Consider the following 20,763-nt stretch of genomic DNA (forward strand, 5'->3'; position numbering starts at 1 on the left):
GGTTGGCTGACCTTTCGTTCTTTCGACCTCTCGATCGTGGTCCCCCACGACTGTGCGGCCTCATGTGCGACCCCGCGACTCAATCGAAGCTCAGAGCTACTTCAGATCCGACGCCAATATTAGGCCGTTGTATTGAGTCGCTTCTCGCAGCAAACTACGTAGCAGCTCAGGGCGTTCTCGATGCAAAAGGTTGGTCAGGCAGTATTAGGGGCGGTCGCAAGTGGCGTCATTGTGATGAACTGCGTCTTCACCATTGCGTGGTCTAGCGAAGAATCTTTACCCCGTAGCGCCGAGCAGCTAACGCTACCTAGGCTCCATAGTCATCTGGCAGCCGAACGAGTCGACATCCTTGTTGGGCGTTGGCTCGCTCAGATGGACCCGGCTGATGTAGACGGGTCCATCGCGGCGATTGAACTGCTTGACGGCGCACCGAAAGCTTTCGTCGACGCTGCAGTCTCGCGGCTCCGAAAATCTGGCGACCTCGAAAAGATCTTCGCCGCGGGAAACGCAGCACAGGTGGATAGGCTCCGGAATTCCGTCGCCATAAATCAAAGTGGACTGCGAGACCTCCTTTGGAGGGACTACCTGCTATCCCTGCAGTCCGCGCTGGCAGCGAGAAGTGAGATCGACGTCATCGCGTTAATGCCGAGCGCGGAATTCATGCAGCCACTTCCTGAGCCTGTGGCAGTTGCTTTGTTGGCAGCCCTTGAAGACGGCCAGCTCGGCAATCAGGCTCGCGATGAGACCTCGAGACTTCTAATCAGAAAATGGGACTCTCTTGGAGATGAGGTTTCTAGGCTTCGCGGCTGGCTCTCTGCGCAAGACGTTCAAGGAGATGGTTCGGCGAACCGCAAGCAGGTTGCCCGCTCGGTTCTGGCTCGTCTAGGACAGCCGCTCTCGGGTGAAGATCTCGGCATACTTCTCAGCGAGGGTGATGCCGGCTCTCGGATGGCGGCCTTGGATCAACTGAAGTCCAACGAGCCGCAGCGTTGGGCGCAGCTCTATGACGATATTCAGCAGACCACAGCTCTAGAGACATGGGATCTTGCCAGCATAGACCACTTTATCGAGGCGGCGGGCCTCGCACAGGCAGCGACGCTCGACGGGTGGAGCGCGACGATCAAGCTTTCGTCTTCTCCGGGTGATGAGCTCGAGTGCGCCGACCTTCGTTGGCGGTTATCGCTGTTGAGCCGGCAGTCAACACCACGCGGCGCACGGTTCGAAATGTTGTGGGATCTCCTGTCAAAGCGGTCCTCCTGCCGTGACGACATCTCGTCCGAGGTTGACAAGGCGCTGGTCGCAGTCGCGGGAGGCGAGTTGAGAAGCTTGGTGATGGCCGTCACTGATAGAGACGGACCGGGGCAGCTCGCAAATGCGCCGCTTCGGCTCCCGTTTGTGTCGCAATCTATTTCTGATTTGCTTGAGGCCCGCCTGGCGGCTGGAGACAGTGCCGGCGCCGAGCGCCTCCTTGACCTTGGAGTTGTGCCTTCAGCGATAGGCCTCGAAAAGCTGGGCTACTGGACGAAGGCCTTCTCTTGGCCGCCGGCCCGAACTGTGACAGTCGCCGATTTGCGCGCACTTATGACCGCCAAAGGCGCTCCATCGACTGCGTTTGAAACGGCGGCGCACCTAGCTGCCGACACGACGATGAGCATTCCACTTCGAAGCACTGCCCTCCTTGCATTGGCGGGACGTTCGGAATCTGACCTTGAAGCCTTCATCAGCGCTTTGTCCGATTCGAACGCAGCGATCGCCCGTCCGGCGTTGATCCTACTCGCGAGGAGCTACGACGAGGCCTACAAACTAAAAGGTCTGCTCGTCCCCGATGCCGAACTTATGGGCGACGTCCGCACTCGCCCGAACTTATCAGCGGGCGCCCTCATCCTCTTGCGATCGCTGGTCCGCTATGATCAGGTGTTTGCCACTGGCTACGCCGATGCCATAGGCGAAGATCATTGGCGCACGAAGCCGGGGGAACCCTGTCTTGTGCTTGCCGAGGCACCAGCGGCCACTCCACAGACATTGGTACCTGCCTTTAACGCGCTGCCCACTTCCGATGCCAAAAAGCGAGATGCTATCTTAGCTTGCGTCCTGCTCTTGAGTGAACCGAGATCGGCAACGGCACGGCTCGCCAAAGGGTGGGGTGGCGGCGCTCCCGAAGACGCGGCGGTGCTTTTGGAAGGGATCAGGACCCTTTGGGAGGACGAAGCATTTCGGAGCGCGCTAAGTACCGACGTCATCACAAAACTCGGGCAGATCGTGAGCGGCGCCGTTCGCGATCTGCCCTACCAGGCGTCGTCCATGCAAACTCTTGCATACTGGCGCGACCAACTCGCGATTACTGCACCAAACGAATCCCAGTCGATCGCATCCGAACTCAGGAAGCAGTGGATCGTCGTGGCTATTGCGGCCGTTCCGGCCGGACTGATGGCTCACCTCGCCCTTTGGGTCGTACTGCTGACCACATACCCGCGGTCGCCGTGGATCCAGGCTGTCGTCTTCTGGAACCCATTCGTTCGAAAGCTGCTCGGCCTCGGTTACATCGACCTCGTCTTGCTTCATGTCGGCTTTGCGAGGCGGCAATTGTTCGCGCCGTTCAAGGTAGCTCTGCTCGGCGACATCGTCGCCGAAAACCTTACTCAATTGGACCGGCTCTCATACTTCAAGGACAGCCGGGTCCGGCATCGCCAGACCGTCACGAGCCGCCATAGCCAAGCCGCTGACAAAGAAATGCCTATCCTTGAGGCGCTCTACCGCCATCGTGGACGCGTACTACTGCTCGGCAAATCGGGGCTCGGAAAGTCCAGTTTCCTTCGGTTTTCACTTGCTGAGCGCGCCCGTGAGGGCCGCGATGTCATAGTCTATCTGAGAGCAGACCAATGCCGGCAAGGTGTCGAGACCGAGATCGAGCAACGAATGAGTGGACTTGGTAAGGAACAAGACCTTCTAAGATCTATGATATACTCTGGAAGAATATATGTGTACATCGATGGATACAACGAAGTTGATTTGACAACCCAAGACCTCATCACTGGATTTCTATCGCGATATCCATACGCGAATATCTTGGTAGCAAGTCAAATCCCTCTCCGCGGATTTGGTACGATCGACCGCTTTTCGATCGTACCGCTCGGCGCTGATTCGGTCCGGGCATTCCTTCTTTCACGCGAGGCCGTACTTGCTGAGGGAGCCCTGATACGGGGCGATCTGTTCGAGAAAATCGCCACCGACTTCCTCCAACAAGTCAACTCAGCTTCGCAAGATGACGTCGAACGCAGAGCGTTCGACGAAATTCTCTCGAACCCAATGGACTTGACGTCCGTCGCTATTCTGCTCGGCGACGGCCGTACGCCCGATTTGTTCGCGCTGGAAGCACAGCAGTTCGAAGGTATCTCCAGGCGGCTTGCCGAGACTGGCGTGATGTTTCGGACGGCCGCTTTTTCTTCGGCGCTGCTTGACCAAAGGCTCCAGGATCAAGAAAACCTCCAAAGACTTCCGTTCCAACCGGAAGTTGTCGCTCTCATAGCAGGGAAACTCGCGCTCGTCCGTACGGACGCTGATGAGGCCGGAGCGGTCGCCTCCCAGGAAGTGCGTTTCCGCCACGATCGTATCCGCGATTTCTTTACACACTTCGCATTCTTGGCGATCGACCAGGAGACGCGAACTAAATATGCGGAGGAGGCAAGGTTTTCAGGGGTGTTTCCCTACCTTGCGCGAGCCCTGCCGCCCAGCGAGGCGGAGGAATTGCGGGAGCTACTCATTACGCGTGCAGCTGAGATCGAGGATCATCGGGTTAGTGACAGCTTCGTGCGCGAATACAGCTGGCGTCAAAGGATCTTCGCGCAAGATGCTGAGTGGATGCTTTCTTATGATCTGCCCGAGGCCCGCGAAGCCGATCGCAAGCTATTCGACCTAGCCGCCCGCCGGCAGGAACTGAGCTGCGAGCTAAACACGCAGCGAGACGCCATCTCCAACGCTCGCGGGATGACGCGAATTCTCGCGACAGCAGACGCTAGCGCTATCCGCGATGCCGCGATTGGAATTCTCTGCGCTGTGGGTGCCACCGCGGAGACGAGTGCCGACGGTGTTGCAACAGGCGTACTGAGAGGTCCGACGGGTGACTCCTTGCGGGTGGTTGGACTTGGCCAGATCGGGCCGATCAAGAGTTTCCACGTAGAGGTATTGGCGTCGCGCACGATGGCCGCCGACACTACGCTTTTGGTGGTAACCAACGCGCGAGTGGGTCAAGACCCAAAAGACCGGCCGCCCGACCTTGATCCAGCAGACGCGCAACTGTTGAAGAGAGCCGGCGCGCGCGTGGTCTCGGCCCGCGATCTTTACACGGCATTCATGGACGCGCGTGGGAAGGGAGTAACGGAAGACTTCTGGCGGCGTCCGCCATTTGCAGAGACTGCAATGCTAGTGGAGCACCTTGATCAATGAAGAGCTCCGCCGCAGCCTTGCTGCTTTTTGCTCTTAATGGGTCTGATCCGGTCGAAGCGACCGAGTTTCAAAACAGCTATCTGCGCTTCGACCTGCCGGCGGGCTGGGCGTGCGACACAGAGGAGACAGAGTTCGTTTGTGATCCGCCGCACGTCCAGGGCCAGCCAGTCTCTGCAGTCATGATCCTAACGGCGAAGGTTCCCGGGCCCGGTGATGGACTTGCTGATTACAAGCAATTCCTAGAAAGCCGAGCCGCCGCCCTTGGCCAAGGAGCCATGATCAAGGCTCCGGCAAACGTCCAGATCGGAGACGCGATTTGGGTCGACGGAACCCTCAAGGGATCAGAGATCCCAAGCTACCGAACACGGTATCTAGCGACAGTCAAAAACGGAATCGCAATTCTGTTTACGTTCTCGGCTCACGAGTCCGTGTATTCCGACTTGGAGGGAGCCGCAGTTCTATCTGTGAGCACGCTCAAGGTTCTCGACGATTGGAAGAGGTAGGAGGCTTGCTTGAACGGACTGATTGTACCGCGGCCACCACTGAGACAGGCCGGCATCTGAAGCGCTTCACAAAATACGACGTTCGCCGTTTGTCAGAAGCCAAGACCGCTTCAGGATCAGAGGCTGACATTTGCTTTGGAGCGCCCGTCGGGGCTGCGCAAGGCTTGTCGGCTTGCTTGCGTGGCAGATGCTGATCGCGTTTCTGAGGAGGCGCATGTAGCAGCGCTGCCATGCGCACTCGGGGATTCCCTGCCCGCGAGGACAGCGGGTCGCCTGCGATCGCGGCGTTCGGCGTCGGGCGATCGTCGATCATCGTGCCTCCTCCCCCCAACCATTCCGCAACGCCCGCGCCTACGAAATTCCGCGTTCACACCATGCCTTGCGCGTTCGCAGGACCGGCAGGCTGCCAATCAGCGACGTCCGGATATTTCAGTATCCTCCGATGCGCTTATTGCTGCAGCACCCGTCGGGATGCTGTTGATCGCAAACAACGTCTTCAGATGGTCGGACTTCTGTACACCTGGAAAATGACCGTTGAACAGGCCCTCGATAGTCCCGTCTTGAAACATTCCGTACAATGCATACGCCAAGCGTTCGGGAAAGTCCGGAAAGCGTCGCGTCGATGCCACGAGTGCGTAGGGCTCGTAGGTCGTACCGGCTGAGGCGGGCGCGGCAGCGGCCTCGCATCGAACGTTGTGGCGCTTTTCATACGTGGCGAGCGAGGCGGTGATGATATCCAGGTCACCGAAATACCGCGCCAGGCGGCCCTTGCAAAAGGCTTCCGCCGCAAGGTCGTGCGATGCGTAATCATCTGCACAAATCTTCAGATGGCCCTTGCAGGAGGCGTCCGTCGCAAGGTCGTGCGATGCGTAATCATCTTCACAAATCTTCAGTCCATCCTCACCACTGCGCTTGGCCAGTTCCTGCACCTGCTCGCCGATTGTGGAGCCACGAACATAGCCGTAGGCGGCGAACATTTTCGTGTCGATCGGGTCGGGCCGGCGCAGGGTCAGGAATGGTTTCAGCTGCGAATCCTCGATCGTGGCGTCGACATAATCCGCTGGGTGTCCCGTGCCTTGTGTGAGCTTTTTTTTCAGATCATTGCAGCCGAATGCCTTATTCTTAACGTCGACCCTGTATGTGCCCTTCAGAAATGTCTTTCCCGTCTCTTTTTCCCGCTCTGGTTTCTGGGCGACGAACGACCCGTTCGCGACGAACACAATTGGTGAAAACGACAACTTCCCGACTTCTCCATCGCCCGTGAAGGTCTCCATCCTTGCAAGGTTTATCGTGGTCGGATCGCAAAGCAGATCATAGTCGCCCTCTCCTCTTTGTAAGAAAGCGACCCGTTTATCGGCATCGACATCCACCACGGTGAACTGGAATCCGGCGCGCACGACCGATTTGGTGCAGATGTCCAGCAAGAATCCCGAATAGGCCTTGGTTGCCGGATTCCTCCAGACGAAAGGTCTTGCATCTATCCGGGCGCCAATCACGACATCCGGTTTCTGAGCGGGGTCGGCGCGCGCCGCACCTGGCATCAACGCGTCGAGGAGCACCATTGCGACGATGAGAAGCGAAACGCGCATCGATCAGGCCTCGTCCCGCTTGAGCGCTGCGCGCCGAAGCGCGAAACTGCGGTGGTTGGACAACAGTTCGCTGACGCAGAAGACCACGACGAAGCCAATGATGGCCGAGTTCAGCATTGCGTAGACGATCAATCCGCGATCGACTGCGTCCAGCGACGATCGGGGCGCGAACGCATTTTGCGCACTCGCCCAAGACGTCAGGGTACGACCCAGTCCGCCGGCGATACCCACGACCAGAGCAGCCGAAATCCCCCACAGGAAGCTGGAGAACGGCCGAAATCGGAATTTGGTAGGGTCCGTGACATGGACGGCCTGGGCGTCGAGCAGGAGCATCACCATGATGGCTAACACGCTGCCGCGGAGGGGTGTCGGCGCATTATACTCGAAGGTGAGCCGCATCGTGGTCCATGCCCTGACGAACTCTGCCTGCCAGAAAGCGACGCCGACCACGAATAGGGTCGATACGGCCCAGGACAAGACGAACACCAGCAGAAGTTGCGGCAGGCTTACCGTCCAGTGCACACGCCAGATGTTGCGCCAGCGGTTCGCCTGGATGCCGGCATCGCGGATCGCGAGAACGACCACCATCGGAATGCAGTAGCAGGTGAAAGCCGTGGAAACATGGTTTAGTGCCCGCAGATAGATGTTGCCCGGCTCTTCTCGCTGAAGCTGCCACTCGAGGGAGCCGGGATAATAGCTCCAGACCAGCGAAAGCAGAACAATTGTGCCGCTGCTCCACAGCCAGACGATGATCGAATGCGAGCGTATCGGTGCGGGAGACAATTGCGTTCCAATCAAATCTCCAAGAAAACCGTGCAGCTTCGCTCTCGCAAGGCTCTGCTGTCGATTGGATGTCTCCTTGTTGAGATCGCGTGATGAAGCAATATTCTTCTCAACGATGATTTCGTGTTCGACATAGAGCGCGAGCAGGAGGCACAAATCGTCCGCGAGCTCCTCGGCCTCCCCGGCAATCCTATCCCAAGTGACCAGGTTGGCTTTGGCCGGCGTCGCAGCCTCGCCATTAGCTGGCGGATTAGACTCGGCCTTTACAGTGGGAATTTCGACAGGTGCTGCTTCGCCAGGTGAAAACCCGGTCTTTTCGTCGAGTGCTGAAATGAGCTTCTCTATGCGTAGGCGCAACTCATCTTCAAGCTGCGCAAACTGCTCGCGGCCCCGCGAATTCGACAGCTTCAGCTTTCGGTCGAGTATCCACACCAACGTGCCGAATATCAGCTCCAGATCGTTCCGGAAATCTTCCGGAGCCGTCAGCGCGTTTCCCGCGTGCTTTTTGTAGAACCGCAAGCGCTCCCAATATCCCCACGGAATCAGGAGAGTGTCACCCAACTTTTTCTCGTCCGTGCCGGGGTCGAGCTCAAGCGAGCGGCGTCGGAGGTCTTCGCTGGCAGCCAGAACGCGCGTGGGAATCCCAGCCAGGCGGTGGGCGGCGGACCGCATCCATTCTTCGAAACGCTGCAGGATGGGAAAGGTCGGCGCCAGGCCGACAAGAATGAGCGCCACCGTCAGCGAGACGCGCGCGTCAATTCCAATGCCACCTTCCACCTGATTGACCACCGGATTGGGAGGCGTTTGCGTCCAAGAAGGGAGAGTGCCGGTATTGGCAGGCGTGAAGCCAGTGAAAATTCGCGCCGCGTCGGCGGCGCTCTCTGGAAGTTTGCTTGCTCCGAGAGCCTTCGAGGTGAGATCGGGACCACCGATGAGAGGCAGGATCTCCGCATAGGCGCAAAGAAATGCATAGATCAGAAGAAGCGTGGACGCATAAAGTGCGTAGGCGTTCAACACGACGCGGCGCGCTCTCAGCTTGTCCGGCGACAAGACGTCGATCAGCCGCTGCAAATGCCGGCCGCCACCTTGATAAGTCGCCTTGTTGAATCGTTCGTATGAGAAGAATACGATAACGATCGCGCCAAAGAGTAACGCGATAACATCATCCATCGCGATTTCTCACATCTTCCAGTCAGCGGCAGGTCTGGACAGCCGGGTTACAGGCCGCTTGCGCGAACACTGTTGCCGGCATAGCAGCGGTGAAAAAAAGCAGGAGAAACAACGTCTTCATCGACACTCTCCACTCAATTATCAATAAAGTATCCGATAAAGCGTGATCCGGCAATATATTTAAATCGAGGTAAGTAGAAACCTGAACCACTGCGAGTTTTCTTGTCGGGCTTACATGGCTCTCTAGGCCGCGCCTTAATTCCGCAACCACCAGCAAACTGAGCCATCCCGATTAGGTCTCGCTGGGACGCCCAGGTGCATCGACGCGATCCACCCGCGCTCAAATCGCGGAAAGTTACGACTCGGTAGCCATCAAAGCGTGGGGGCGGCTCCCGACGCGTTTCCGCGAACAGGTACTGTTTTTCAGGATTGTTCTGCGCCGTGCTCGCTGATTCCCGCTCAGGTCGCCATGTCGCGAGTAGTCTTGCCAGCCTTCGGCACCGTCGCCGCGCCTAGTTTTGCGATGTGTTCGCCAGAGGAACAGAGAAGTCGTTCAGCCGTTCAGAGGGCCGTTAACGAGGAAGATAGCGCGAGGAATCCGTGTTTGATCGGGACGTCAAAGTGCTGAGCAAATGCGACCAGGCCCAAGCGTGGAAAATCACGAGTGATCACTTTCTACATGCCCCAGTTAGCGGCCCCATCTCTTCACCATCGGCATGCAAGCGTTTGAAATTTATTAGGATTCCTGTCATGGTGTTTTGACGCATAACCTTCCGTTGCTGCGGGTCGTCAACTCTCTCCCTCATCGAGGTGGCGATGGGCGAGACCGACGGGTACGTGGCCGTGGGCGACTCGACTTGGGACGTGATGGCAGGACTACCCATCCTCGCCAATCTGGGGATCTCGCATACCATCGACTGGGACCAGACAGAGCTCCAGGAGAAGCTCCGATTCGCGTGCGGAAGCGATGAATTCCTGGAGCGAGTGCGCCCACTTCTGGAGACCGTCGGTGCGGCGTGAAGTCAAGCACACGCGAGCCGACAAGCCAGCAGAGGACTATCCGGACTATCCGTTGACTCTGGGACAATTGCGGCAACTTACCGTCGATGGCAGGGGCGTCGCAGACATCCGCCTGCTGCAAGTCGAAGACGGTCCCGGCAGAGGCCAGCGGCTTCTCGTGGTCCGCAACGCGACCGGTGTCGGCTTCGAGATCGCAGTAGACCGAGGCTTCGATGTCTCGAGCGCCACCTGGCGCGGAATAAACATCGGATGGAACAGCGCAAACGGCTTGCCCTGGCCGCCAAACTCTGTCGATGCCGAAGAAGGCGTCGGCTTTTATAGGAATTTCGATGGTTTTCTCGTCACCTGTGGCCTGGACCACATCGGTGCCGCCCGACGCGATGGTGCGGATCGCTACATCCACAAGCACCGAAGACAGGTCTTCAATCCGCTGCATGGGCGGATTTCCAGCCAGCGGGCGACAATTTCAGGGTACGGGGATGAACGCTGAGATTCTGTCGATGCGAAGGACAAGTCTGCCTTCATCGCCTCTGCGTGGATTCATCCCAGAAGTCCTGCAGTGAGGCATGGCGAAGATCTTCCTCGCCCCGAAGGTGCTTCACGCGGGCTTTGATGCCTGGCTTGACCCACTGCGTTGCCGGCCGCCTTGGCATGTCTTTGGGCGGTGGCCCGGCATGTTCCTGGACTCTTTTCCAAAGTCGTTCCCGCATCTCGCGGTTGACGCTCACGAACGCGCTCCCCACATATTTTCGAGTGCCGGGCTCGGCCATGAGCGCGAATGCCGGCTTACCCCTTTCACGCTCAACGCCGAGCAGTTCGAATTCGCCGATGGTGAAGCATTTAGTCTTCAGCCAATTGGTCGTCGGGCCGCTGCGGTACTTTGAGTCAGATCGCTTCGACACCATTCCTTCTAGACCGGCCAAATCTAGGAGATGATAGATCGCGTCTGGCTCGCCGGGCAATGACTCGCTGAATTGGATGCGGCTACCTGGCTCTATCAGGCCGGCCAAAATTTCCCGCCTGTCCTCCAGTACCATGTCGCGTAGGTCGTGGCCATTTAGGTGCAGCAGATCGAAAGCGCCGAGATAGAGGTCGTGCTGGCGGCTCGTGATGGCTTTCCGTAGGGCTGCGAAATCGGACAGCCCCGCCTCATTGGTGACGATGATCTCACCGTCGATGATGGCGTTTTGGACGTCCAGCCGTTTAGCTGCGTCAACCAAGTCTCGATATTTTGCCGACCAATCCAGACCACGACGGGTAAAGATGCGAACGTCCGCGTCGTCGATGACAATCTGCGATCGGTAGCCGTCGAACTTGACCTCATGAATCCAGTCGTCACCCTCGGGAGGCTTCTCCACCAAGGTCGGCATCAACGGCGCGACGAACTTCAAACGCATGAACGGCACTCACAGACCGCGATTCAATCCTTCCGGTTATATTAGGTTCAAGAAATACACGGTGCGGCAACAAACCGACATCGTCAACGTTGCAGATCAATGAAGCTCCGCACCGACAACGAAGCCGCTGGCTACATGGGAAGGCCGCACGACAGGAAGCCGAGAGCTGAAGCCGAGCCCCGTGACAGCAAACGGCTACCGCTCACAGCCCGACCGAGAGTGGTTCTACCACTTCAGGGAGGGCGGATACGAATCCATCCTTCACTTAGACATTCAGGTCGAAACGCACGCCCAGCGAGAACTTGTCCGCTCGGCTCTCAAGAAGGTGCATGTGCCCGGCGAGGAAATGCCCGACGGCTTTGGCCGGCGATGTGCCCGCGGACTCCATTCGGATGCGCTGTGAGCAGTGCGGAAAGCGAGAATGGATGCGAGTTTCGTTCGAAACGTTGCCTGCCGTGGAGCGGCAGACGATCCGGGTGAGGCGGCTTGTCGACATCAAGACAAGGCGCATTCCGATTGGCGGGATGAATAGTCACCCACCCTAGCCCAGACCTCGATCTCGAAAACCATCGTCGCCTTCAAAATTGGCCGGTGGCGTTCGTCGCAGACCTGGATTTCCATGCGGCGGCGGCTTTGGGTAAATGCGACGCTCCTTACATACTCAGCCAATGCAGCGGACGCCTCCAGTCGGGCAGCATCGAGCCCCGCGGCCCACGGGTTTAGTTAGGCCCCAGCAGGTCCAGCCTGACGAGGCTAAGCGTAGTCCGGTAGCTGTTGATGAACGATTTGAAATGTTCCCCCTCTTTCAGGAAGTCGCCGAAGAAAGGCAGATTTTCGAAAAAATCCATAGCGTCAGGCACATGGGAGTCCTTGACGGATCTGTATTCGACAAGCATTTGGTCGAAAAATTCCTTCATGGCTATGACACCTTCCTTGATCTCCTCACTGTAGGTCAGGGACTGCTTCCCAGTCTCAACGTCATGCCAAACTCGCGATAGCTTTTCCTTTACGACAATGAACTCATCCTCCACCATGGATCGGTAGAGGCCTGCCAATTTTGGCGACGGGGCGTTGAGAAACGTGTCGCGCTTGCCGGTTGCTTCATATCGGGCGTTGACGAACCCGTTGATGAGATCCTTGCGGAATTGATCCTTTGCGGCCTCAACCTGCCGGCGTGCTTGCACGCTGTCGGACAAGACCTTCAGCAAACTCGTCACGATCGCGCCGCCAATGCCTATGTAAATCAGTTGGATGCTGGTTTTCGCCACCTCTAGCCAGAACAGAAAGGTCGGGGTGTCCTTGTCTGGGGCTGTACGGACAAAGCCGTAGGCGACACAGATCACGGCAAGGGCAACCACTAGGATGAACATGATTGCCAGTATGATTGCCGTGGAGGAGCGCTTGAACATAACTCTTCTCCAGATGGCAGCGCGTTTTTCTAAGTAGACCCAATAGGTGAGTCTGCGCGCTGCACCAAAGCTCGTCAAGATGCGCTGCGGCGCCCACCGATCTGCAACTGCCATGCCGGCGTAGGCCAACAAGAACGATAATCATAGTGGATCACTGTAGGTAATTTTCGCGGCATAGTTGCCTCGATCCAATAGCAGCCGCTTTCGGCCGGGCCTCCTTCTTGGGTAGCGCCCTCTCTTCCGCCTTGACTTTCCTTAGCCTAGCTTTCTCACCGTCGGGTTTCGCCTGGGCAAAGCCCGCTTCGGCGGGCTATTTGTTGTGTTGCAGGTATGTTGCATGGACTGAATTGCAACACGTTGCAAAGCGCACAAATGCGCGGAATATGTTGCAACGTGTTGCGCTAGGTTTGGTGTATCAATCTCAGGCTAATCTATTGAGATTGCTATATGAATTGGCTAAAAAGCTCAGGCCGAAGCGCGGACGTTGTGCTTGCGCTTCATGAAGTCCTTGGCGGTCTCGACCGCCACGGCAGCGTCGCGGCAATAGGCGTCGGCGCCGACTGCCTTGCCGAACTCCTCGTTGAGCGGCGCACCGCCGACCAGCACGACATAGTCGTCGCGGATGCCCTTTTCCTTCATCGTATCGATGACGACCTTCATGTAGGGCATGGTCGTGGTTAAAAGCGCCGACATGCCGATGATGTCGGGCTGATGCTCCTCAATCGCTGCCATGTATTTTTCGACGGCATTGTTGATGCCGAGATCGATGACGTCGAAGCCGGCGCCTTCCATCATCATGCCGACGAGATTCTTGCCGATGTCGTGGATGTCGCCTTTGACGGTGCCGATGACCATCTTGCCCTGCTTGGGCGCGCCGGTGGCGGCGAGCAGCGGGCGCAGGATGAACATGCCGGCCTTCATCGCGTTGGCGGACAAAAGCACTTCCGGCACGAACAGGATGCCGTCGCGGAAATCCTCGCCGACGATGCGCATGCCTTCGACCAGCGCCTCGGTCAGCACCTTGTAGGGCGCCCAACCGCGCTCGAGGAGGATCTGTGTGCCTTCCTCGATCTCGTCCTTCAGCCCGTCATAAAGATCGTCGTGCATCTGCTGCACCAACTCGTCGACGGAAAGGTCGGAAAGGATGATCTCGTCGTCGGACATGTCGGGTCGCCTCACGCATAGTTCAAAGGAGGTCGGTACCCCATGCTCGATGGGGCACCGACCAGGCTTCCGGTTGGAGCCTTGGGAGTCTGCTAGGCTGCCAGCCAGACTTTCTGCAAATCCATCTGGAAAGTCTGGTGGATTGCATAGTCCTGAACTTTTTTGTTCATGTGACCAAAGAGGCTTTGCCAGAACGGCTGGATGATGACCCCAGAATCCTGCAGCACATCTTCGATGTCCTGCATCAGTTCCTTCCGCTTGGCGGCATCGCTGACCGAGAACGCCTTCTTGAGCTTGGCGTCGAAGTCGGGATTTGCGTAAGCAGTCTCATTCCAAGCCTCGCCAGTGCGATAAGCCAGCGCTAGGACCTGAACCCCGAGCGGTCGCATGTACCAAACGGTCAGCGAATAGGGATACTTCGCCCAGTCGTTCCAGAAAGTCGAACCCGGAAGCACCGTGCGCTTGACCTTGATGCCGGCCTCTCGAAGCTGCGCCGCAATGGCGTCACCGGTGTTCTTCTGCCAGTCTTCGTCGATCGAAATCAGCTCATGCTCGAAGTCGGCATTTCCGGATTCAGCAATGAGTTTCTTCGCGCCCTCGACGTCCCGGCTTTTCTTAGGCAGGGCAAAATATTCCGGGTGGATCGGGCTGACGTGATGGTTTTCGCCGACCGTTCCCCGTCCTGCATAGCCGAGTTGAAGGACAGTGTTGTTGTCGACCGCCATCTGCAGCGCGTTACGGACCTTCTTGTTGTCATATGGTTTGTTGGTCGTGTTGGTGCGGCACACCAGCGTCGTTGCGGTGGCGACTTCCAATTTGACCACGTCCATCTTGTCCAGAATGTCGATGAAGTCAGCCGGCGTCTCCATACTGACGTCGATCTCACCGGAGTCGAAGGCAGCCACCGTTGCCTGGAAGTCGGTTCCATAGTCGACGAATTGCACGCCATCGAGCAGAGCTTCGCCGCCCCACCATTTGCCATTCTCTCGGCGTTTGACTTCAGCCTTGCTGCCGACAGAGTAGGATACCAGTTCGAATGCCCCGGTTCCGATCGGCTTCGCGACGGGGTCGGCGCCGCCGGCATCGAAACTGCGATGGACGATCAGTCCGGGATAGTCGGTGAAATTCGCGATGATGGCTATGTCCGGCTCGCTTAGCTTGAGGTTGACGGTATGATCGTCGACCTTGACGATCGCCCCATCTCTCGCCTTGCCGGTCTTGGCATCGATCAGCCCCCCGACGCGCGCGGCCATCGAATTGCCGGAGACGCCCTTCTCGCACCAGCGGGTTATGTTGAGGACTACGTCATCGGCGTCGAAAGCATCGCCATTGTTCCAGGTCACACCCTTTCGGACATGGAAGACATATTCGGTGGCATCCTCATTGACCTCCCAGCTTTCCAGCAGGACAGGTTCAAATGTGAATTCGTGCGTGTAGCGAACCAGCGGCTCGAGCCAGCAGCGAGAAATGTTGGCAAGTTCCACCCAGTCATAGGTACGTGGGTCTTTCTGCGCCTTGACGGGCATGGACACACGCAGGGTCCCGCCCTTCTTTGGCTCGGCGGCGCGTGCGGGCTGGGGCAATGCTACGCCAATCAAGCCGTAGGCCATCGCAGCCGAGGCGCCGAACGTGCTCGCAAGCGCGAGAAACTCGCGCCGGTCCATTTGTCCCGCTTTCACGTCGCTCGCCATCTTTTCGATGGCAGCCGGAACGCGATTTCCATTGCTTCTGAAAAGTCCCATTTTCTTCTCCCTTGTTAGTGTTCCCGATATTGATCTCATGGGCTCCTGGTCGGATGCCTCATCACCTCGGTCGGCCACCGCCGTAGATTGCTTGCGGCAATTGCCGCCCTCCGCGACGGCGCGGGTTCTGCGCCCGCCCGTTCTTCGCAAGCCTTCGCTGCGGTCGACGTCACGACCGTGGCAGCCCCAGACGCCGAGCGCCGCCAGCTGACAGTGATGTTTGTCGACCTGGTCGACTCGACCGCGCTCGCGTCAAGGCTCGATCCCGAGGAGATGAGTGAACTTTTGCGGGCCTATCAGAGCGCCGTGGCGGCCGCAATTGCGCGCTACGAAGGGCACATCGCCAAATATATGGGCGACGGCGTGCTGGCCTATTTCGGTTATCCGCGAGCCCATGAAGACGAGGCGGAACGCGCAGTGCGGGCTGGCCTCGCCGCGGTCGAGGCCATTCACAGCCTTAAGCCAAAGTACGACCTGTCGTTGGAGGTCCGCGTCGGCATCGCAACAGGCGGCGTGGTGGTAGGAGAGCTTATCGGAGCCGGGGAGGCGCAGGAGAGGTCTGTCGTCGGCCAGACACCCAACCTGGCAGCACGGCTGCAGTCGCTGGCTGAGCCGAATAGCGTGGTGATCAGCCGGAACACGCGCCGCTTAGTCGGTGGTCTGTTCGAACTTGCCGACCTCGGCTCTCAGCATATCAAGGGCTTCGCCCAGCCAGTGCGTGCTTGGCGAGTGATCGGCGAAAGCCAAGCAGAGAGCCGCTTCGAGGCGCTGCACCCAGCCGCGCTCACACCGCTCGTTGGCCGCGAGGAGGAGCTGGCTCTGCTGCAGCGGCGATGGGACGAGACGCGAGATGGCGAAGGGCAGGTTGTCTTGCTCTCAGGGGAACCGGGAATTGGCAAATCGCGCCTTACGCGCGCTCTACAGCAAAGATCGGACGAGAGCACCTACTGCGAAGATTTTCGGAGAGTGCCTGGTTCGCCATATCGGAGAAGGTTTGCGCGATGGTGTCACGCGCGAGCTCTTCGCCGCGCTTAGCATCATCCTTTTCGTCGCCGAAAGCTTCGTCGCTGCCATAGCCGGTCAGATAGCTTGCGCCGGCGCCGACGATCGAGAGAAGGACGGCTGATCCGAACCTCTCGCGCCACTTGTTGTCGACAATGCCGGTGAGGCCGGAGCGGCCGAGGCTATCCGTGCCGATGGAATTGAGGCGCACTGACACCCCATCGTCACGGATGAGGCGCGTCCAGATGACGAAGATGCGCTTTTGGCCCCTGACGACATCGGACTGATATTCGCCGATCAGCCGGGTTCCCGTCGGGATCAACACGCGCCTTCCGTCGAAGGAATAAACGTCCTGCGAGGTGATGGCGCGTATCTGTCCTGGCAAGTCGCTGACGATTGCCGTTTCGAGGATGCCTGGAATCAATGTTCCTTCCGGGATCATGGCGTCGATACGCTTGATCTGGCGTGCTGTCGCTGATCTGTCGGCCAAGTTCGCTGCTGCCGCCAGATATTTGCTGTTGCGGTCCTCGCCGGCGACACTCAGGCCTTCGCCTTCGTCACCGGCCAGCGTACCACCATCGGCCGCCGAACCCTTGTTGTCGAATACGACCATCGCCGACTTGTAGCGCTCCGGAAATTCTTCCGGCGGCGGTTCGGCGGCTTCGGGTGGCGGGGGAGCGGCAACTACAGGTGCCGGAGGTGGCGGCACGTTGAACGCTGTCGTGTCCGGCTTTTCTTCAGCGGGGGGCGGCGGTGGCGGCGGCAACGATATGATCTCACTGTCAGGAGCGGCCGGCGGCTCTTCGACATCACGAACGAAGGACGGGGGCCGGAACGTGGTGGTCCTGAATTCCTCGTCACCATCCAGCACGTCACGAGGCCTTTCCTGGGCACCGGCGAGAACGAAATAGGCCGCGACGGCACCGCCGAGCAGGAGTGCCGCGGCGCCCAGGACCTGGTTGCGTTTGGCATTCTTGTTGCTGACGTCCGTTTCGTCGGCCGAGAGCATCGCTTCTAGTTCGGGGGTGCGTTTCATCAGTTGCCGCTCCTTCTGCGCTTGGACGCAACGCGATCGGGAGCTGGACCGAGGATATCGGGATCCGGTGCGCCAAAATCAGGCTTTCTCAGATTGAAAATGCACGTCCACTGGTTTCCGTCACGCAGCGTGTATTGGGTCGCCACGCCATCAATGACCAGATATTCCCCTTCCTTGCGGAAGTTGCGGAGCGTTTCCGAGAAATCGGAATTCACAGCGAATATTGCAGGCATGCGCCCGCTGAATTTGAAGAACGTCTTCTTCCCGTCGTCGAAAATCATGGACGGCTTGAGCGACGGATCGCCGGAAAAAGAATAGTCGATATTGACGTTTGCCTTGTCGATGTTCGAGACATTGGGGTGAGAGGCGCGATGCTCGGCCTCTTTCCGTAGTGCGGCGTTCAGGTCGTTTTCCGGGTAGACGAACCTAACCCCAAAGACCTTCTTGCCGGCATCGGGCGCAAAATCGTTCAATTCGATGAAATAGATCCTCTTGGTGGTGACGACGTTCATGTTTGTTGCCACGTTTTTCGCGATGGGCTTCACAAACAGGATGTTGCCTTTCTCGGAGGGCGCGACCTGCCAGCTTTCGGTGTCGCCGAGCGAAATGGTCTCGAACTTCTCATCTTCATCGAAGATGATCATTGTTGAGATTCCATAGGTCGCGGCCACCTTCACCACGTTGTTTTGCTGATAGACAACGCTCGTCACCCTCGCATCGAGGCTGCCTGGCCGAGGCGTTTGCGCCGCATGGGCGTGAGTCAGGATCGCGGCGCAGATCGCCGCCGAAATCAGGAGGCGTTTCATCATCCCTGAGCTCCTGGCGTCACGGTCTCTTGATCGCGACGATAGTTATAGACCTGGAAGCCTAGCGGGTTTTCGAAGCGCCACTCGTTTGTCACCGGCGTATCAGTGTAGCGGTAGCGCACGACGGAAATGTAGTGCCGGACGATCGAGTCCGTGTCGGTCTTTTCCGTCGTCGAGAAACGGACCAGCGCTGTGCTGGCGTTCGAAAACGTCACCGATTTGATCTCGACGAGGACGCGCTTGTTCTTCCCATAAACCTTCGCCGGATTGTTCGGGTTAGCGGCGCTATAGAGCTCTTGCAGCTCGCGGGCCGCGTCGCCTGTCGACAACAGTGCGGCGATGCCGAAATTTTCTTCTATGGCGAACGGATCATAGCCTTCGTGCGCGCGAATATATCGTACGACGTTGGCCTGGGTGATTGCCTGCTGTTCGGTCAGGTTCGACGGCCTGGTCAGGCCCGTTTTGACCTCCATATAGCCGGTGTTCTTGTCGACCTCGACGATGTATGGCTCAAAGCTCTTTAACGGTACGAGCAGCACCAAAGCAGCAAGCGCCAGAAGCGTTGTCGCCCCGAAAATCGTTGTCACAAACCACGCGAGCGCGCGCGAGCGCTTCGCCTTTTTGACGATCTCATTTTCCCAACGATCACCGTCCTGAAAATAACTCCTGAGAGCAACGTCCTTAGAATCTGCCATCTGGTCTAGCCCTTACTTCTTACGAACCAACAGCCTCAACGAGGCATGCTGTGGCTGCTTATCCGGTTCTGCATAGCCGCCTTTGCACCGTCTCCACCGGATGTCATTGTGGGGCCGCCGTTGCCACGGAAGCGGGTGTAGAGGCTCTTGCCACCCTGGAAGCCGATCCTTGCGCCCTTGATGCCGGCCCGCGACACGTCCATAGGCGCCGTCAAGCCGGTGTATCGACCAACCATTCTCGCAACGCTGCCGATACCGGCCGCCACTCCGCCGACTATCCCTTGTGCGAGGATCTGGATGTTGATCAGTACAAACGTGCCGGCGCAGCAAAGCAGAAGAAAGGCTGAAATATCGCTGAGCTGGAGCCGTCTTTGGTTCGCCGCGTTCGATACCTTCGTCAACTCAGGGTCCATGGCTGCGATCAAGAAAGCGGCAACGACATAAACGAAGAGCGGAATCAGCGCGTAGAGCAGAACCTGTTGAAACCATGAGACGCCCAGGTTCCGCGTTTGTTCAAAGAGCATGCAAGCGATGAAAATCGGCGCGGTTCCAATGAGGACCCACATCATCACCTTGGCGAGCAGCAAGATTGCGAGGGCAACGGCAATGAAGACGGCGACGCACAACATGATCAGGAAGCCGACCATTGAAGGGAGAACCGAAAAATACCCTGACTGTTCGGCAAATGCCGAAGCCGCTTCATTCGCTGTTTTCCAGATCATCGACAGGCCGTTCGTCGGCTCGGTGATACCTGTCCCGGTCGCCGTGAGGATGGCCCGCCCGACGTCTTCAGGGGTATTGTTGAGCCAGGAGTAAAAGAACGTGTTGAAATGGCTCCACTGGCTCACCAGTGTCAGGATCAGCAGCATGCGAACGACGCGACCGATGATTTCGCTGACACTGACGCGAGCAGTTCCCATAAAGAGCTGCAGGCCGTAATAGCCGACATAGGCCAGGAACATGACATTGAGCAGTGGAACGATCTCGCCGCCGACAATTTCGTAGGCTCGTTCAGAAAAATTCGCCCCTGTCTGCTCTATCCTGTCCAGCAGTTCGCCCAAGAAATCCTGCATTGCCGCCTAGCGTCCCTATTCCACTTCGATCGCCTCGAAGGCCGCAGATGCATCGCCATTGACATGCATCATCGGTCCGCACTCGAGACGGGGATCCGGCGCATAAGACGTCAGGTTTGCCGGCCGCTTGCAGGGCGCGGTCTTCTCCTTGACCGTGCCGCAGCCGGAAAGAGCGGCCACGACCACGAAAAGCGTCGTCACTGTCGCTGTTTTTATCGGCTTAGTTCCCACTGTAGTTGAGCGCCTTTTTCGAGTTGGAGATATCGGTCAGACGCCGCTGATTGTCCGCCTGGAGAGACGAAACCGCGCCGTTCATCACACCGATCAGTTCGTTGATCGTCAGGCCCGCTTGCACCTGAAGCTGCGTGTTTTGGTCGATCGAGCCCTTGATGTCCTGCGCCTGGCCGATCTGCTGGCCTGCCTGCTCAAAAGCACTTTTCCGCGTCTGGGCCGCCTGTTGCGACCCATTCACCAGTGCCGCGACACCAAGTACGGTGTTCACCAGCTCCTCGTAGGACTTATCGCCAGAGAACGTGCTGTTCGCTTGGCCAGAGAGACTTTTGACCAGTTGCAGACCATTGATGAACGTCGTGGCAACTTTGGCGATGTCCCCGCCCATGCCGCCGAAATTCGGCACACCGCCTTGGAGCAGGCTATCGAATGACGGCATCGACGAAACTGAAAAGCCATTGCCGACGGCCAGGTCCTGCATCTGGTTGGCATCACTGCCGCGATCGCCTGTCACAGACTTCAAGGTCTGCTCGACGGTCGTGAGGATTTCCTTGTTCGTGCCGAGGATCTTGTCTGTGGTCGCGGCTGTCTGTTTCGCTACATCAAAGTTTGCTCCGTCAATCACAGGAACTTGTGCGGATGCGGCCGATGCAAGGACTATCACCGACGCAGAAATGATAAGGCGCTTCATGGTATTCTC

15 protein-coding genes and 3 pseudogenes are annotated in these 20,763 nt (G+C 58.1%); 5 read left to right on the plus strand and 13 right to left on the minus strand.

What is annotated here, in order from left to right:
* Nucleotides 1–180 precede the first annotated feature (180 nt).
* Nucleotides 181–4,443 (plus strand): NACHT domain-containing protein, encoded by a 4,263-nt coding sequence (locus IHQ72_RS36490; protein ID WP_258124147.1) that lies wholly within the window; start codon nucleotides 181–183, stop codon nucleotides 4,441–4,443.
* Nucleotides 4,440–4,946: a hypothetical protein gene (locus tag IHQ72_RS36495; protein WP_258124148.1), complete on the plus strand. Its 507-nt coding sequence runs from the start codon at nucleotides 4,440–4,442 to the stop codon at nucleotides 4,944–4,946. The genes IHQ72_RS36490 and IHQ72_RS36495 overlap by 4 nt, the downstream gene beginning before the upstream one ends.
* 410 nt (nucleotides 4,947–5,356) lie before the next feature.
* On the opposite strand, the gene IHQ72_RS36500 is transcribed toward IHQ72_RS36495, so the two are convergent.
* Together IHQ72_RS36500 and IHQ72_RS36505 are read right to left on the minus strand one after the other, a co-directional pair.
* Nucleotides 5,357–6,535, minus strand: a complete 1,179-nt coding sequence (locus IHQ72_RS36500; protein WP_258124149.1) for a transporter substrate-binding domain-containing protein — start codon at nucleotides 6,533–6,535, stop codon at nucleotides 5,357–5,359.
* A 3-nt stretch (nucleotides 6,536–6,538) separates the two neighbouring features.
* On the minus strand, nucleotides 6,539–8,488 hold the full coding sequence (locus IHQ72_RS36505; protein ID WP_258124150.1) for a hypothetical protein: 1,950 nt from the start codon (nucleotides 8,486–8,488) through the stop codon (nucleotides 6,539–6,541).
* Nucleotides 8,489–9,253: 765 nt separating this feature from the next.
* Here IHQ72_RS36505 and IHQ72_RS36510 point away from each other — a divergent pair.
* Nucleotides 9,254–9,508: pseudogene (locus tag IHQ72_RS36510) on the plus strand (inositol monophosphatase family protein); the annotation flags it as partial.
* Entirely contained in the window at nucleotides 9,498–9,998 is a 501-nt protein-coding gene (locus IHQ72_RS36515; RefSeq protein ID WP_258124151.1) for a DUF4432 family protein, read from the plus strand. The pseudogene IHQ72_RS36510 and the gene IHQ72_RS36515, both read left to right, overlap by 11 nt.
* 31 nt (nucleotides 9,999–10,029) lie before the next feature.
* Here the strand turns inward: IHQ72_RS36515 and IHQ72_RS36520 are convergent, their stop codons facing one another.
* The 5 genes and pseudogenes from IHQ72_RS36520 to IHQ72_RS36535 form a co-directional block, all read right to left on the minus strand.
* A complete protein-coding gene (locus IHQ72_RS36520; RefSeq protein WP_258124152.1) occupies nucleotides 10,030–10,905 on the minus strand; it encodes an ATP-dependent DNA ligase in 876 nt (291 codons plus the stop codon).
* 495 nt (nucleotides 10,906–11,400) lie between these two features.
* Nucleotides 11,401–11,601 (minus strand): annotated as a pseudogene (locus IHQ72_RS37390) (DUF6894 family protein); the annotation flags it as partial.
* Nucleotides 11,602–11,624: 23 nt separating this feature from the next.
* A complete protein-coding gene (locus IHQ72_RS36525; protein WP_258124153.1) occupies nucleotides 11,625–12,446 on the minus strand; it encodes a hypothetical protein in 822 nt (273 codons plus the stop codon).
* 333 nt (nucleotides 12,447–12,779) lie between these two features.
* The gene (locus IHQ72_RS36530) at nucleotides 12,780–13,478 is read right to left on the minus strand and encodes a cobalamin B12-binding domain-containing protein (RefSeq protein ID WP_258124154.1); all 699 of its coding nucleotides are present in this window, start codon (nucleotides 13,476–13,478) and stop codon (nucleotides 12,780–12,782) included.
* A 92-nt stretch (nucleotides 13,479–13,570) separates the two neighbouring features.
* Nucleotides 13,571–15,220, minus strand: a complete 1,650-nt coding sequence (locus IHQ72_RS36535; RefSeq protein ID WP_258124155.1) for an ABC transporter substrate-binding protein — start codon at nucleotides 15,218–15,220, stop codon at nucleotides 13,571–13,573.
* Between the two features lie 213 nt (nucleotides 15,221–15,433).
* Here IHQ72_RS36535 and IHQ72_RS36540 point away from each other — a divergent pair.
* Nucleotides 15,434–16,156: pseudogene (locus tag IHQ72_RS36540) on the plus strand (adenylate/guanylate cyclase domain-containing protein); the annotation flags it as partial.
* Here IHQ72_RS36540 and IHQ72_RS36545 read toward each other — a convergent pair.
* Genes IHQ72_RS36545 through IHQ72_RS36570 form a run of 6 tightly spaced genes read right to left on the minus strand, consistent with a single transcriptional unit; the run spans nucleotide 16,128 to nucleotide 20,754 of the window.
* On the minus strand, nucleotides 16,128–17,258 hold the full coding sequence (locus IHQ72_RS36545; RefSeq protein WP_258124157.1) for a TrbI/VirB10 family protein: 1,131 nt from the start codon (nucleotides 17,256–17,258) through the stop codon (nucleotides 16,128–16,130). The pseudogene IHQ72_RS36540 and the gene IHQ72_RS36545 sit on opposite strands and share 29 nt — an antisense overlap.
* Complete coding sequence (gene virB9 / locus IHQ72_RS36550) at nucleotides 17,258–18,067, minus strand: P-type conjugative transfer protein VirB9 (protein WP_258124159.1); 810 nt, start codon at nucleotides 18,065–18,067, stop codon at nucleotides 17,258–17,260. The genes IHQ72_RS36545 and virB9 overlap by 1 nt, the downstream gene beginning before the upstream one ends.
* Nucleotides 18,064–18,759: a VirB8 family type IV secretion system protein gene (locus IHQ72_RS36555; RefSeq protein WP_258124160.1), complete on the minus strand. Its 696-nt coding sequence runs from the start codon at nucleotides 18,757–18,759 to the stop codon at nucleotides 18,064–18,066. Before IHQ72_RS36555 ends, virB9 begins: the two co-directional genes overlap by 4 nt.
* Before the next feature lie 35 nt (nucleotides 18,760–18,794).
* Entirely contained in the window at nucleotides 18,795–19,832 is a 1,038-nt protein-coding gene (locus tag IHQ72_RS36560; RefSeq protein WP_258124161.1) for a TrbL/VirB6 family protein, read from the minus strand.
* 15 nt (nucleotides 19,833–19,847) lie between these two features.
* On the minus strand, nucleotides 19,848–20,033 hold the full coding sequence (locus tag IHQ72_RS36565) for a hypothetical protein (RefSeq protein WP_258124162.1): 186 nt from the start codon (nucleotides 20,031–20,033) through the stop codon (nucleotides 19,848–19,850).
* Nucleotides 20,034–20,052: 19 nt separating this feature from the next.
* The gene (locus tag IHQ72_RS36570) at nucleotides 20,053–20,754 is read right to left on the minus strand and encodes a type IV secretion system protein (protein WP_258124163.1); all 702 of its coding nucleotides are present in this window, start codon (nucleotides 20,752–20,754) and stop codon (nucleotides 20,053–20,055) included.
* Between the last annotated feature and the right edge of the window lie 9 nt (nucleotides 20,755–20,763).

The sequence above is a fragment of the Mesorhizobium onobrychidis genome (assembly GCF_024707545.1).
Lineage (GTDB): Bacteria > Pseudomonadota > Alphaproteobacteria > Rhizobiales > Rhizobiaceae > Mesorhizobium > Mesorhizobium onobrychidis.

Coding starts and splice junctions, on each gene's coding strand:
- IHQ72_RS36490 (WP_258124147.1), top strand. CDS start 181: ATGCAAAAGGTTGGTCAGGCAGTATTAGGGGCGGTCGCAAGTGGCGTC.
- IHQ72_RS36495 (WP_258124148.1), top strand. CDS start 4,440: ATGAAGAGCTCCGCCGCAGCCTTGCTGCTTTTTGCTCTTAATGGGTCT.
- IHQ72_RS36500 (WP_258124149.1), bottom strand. CDS start 6,535: ATGCGCGTTTCGCTTCTCATCGTCGCAATGGTGCTCCTCGACGCGTTG.
- IHQ72_RS36505 (WP_258124150.1), bottom strand. CDS start 8,488: ATGGATGATGTTATCGCGTTACTCTTTGGCGCGATCGTTATCGTATTC.
- IHQ72_RS36520 (WP_258124152.1), bottom strand. CDS start 10,905: ATGCGTTTGAAGTTCGTCGCGCCGTTGATGCCGACCTTGGTGGAGAAG.
- IHQ72_RS36530 (WP_258124154.1), bottom strand. CDS start 13,478: ATGTCCGACGACGAGATCATCCTTTCCGACCTTTCCGTCGACGAGTTG.
- IHQ72_RS36535 (WP_258124155.1), bottom strand. CDS start 15,220: ATGGGACTTTTCAGAAGCAATGGAAATCGCGTTCCGGCTGCCATCGAA.
- IHQ72_RS36545 (WP_258124157.1), bottom strand. CDS start 17,258: ATGAAACGCACCCCCGAACTAGAAGCGATGCTCTCGGCCGACGAAACG.
- virB9 (WP_258124159.1), bottom strand. CDS start 18,067: ATGATGAAACGCCTCCTGATTTCGGCGGCGATCTGCGCCGCGATCCTG.
- IHQ72_RS36555 (WP_258124160.1), bottom strand. CDS start 18,759: ATGGCAGATTCTAAGGACGTTGCTCTCAGGAGTTATTTTCAGGACGGT.
- IHQ72_RS36560 (WP_258124161.1), bottom strand. CDS start 19,832: ATGCAGGATTTCTTGGGCGAACTGCTGGACAGGATAGAGCAGACAGGG.
- IHQ72_RS36570 (WP_258124163.1), bottom strand. CDS start 20,754: ATGAAGCGCCTTATCATTTCTGCGTCGGTGATAGTCCTTGCATCGGCC.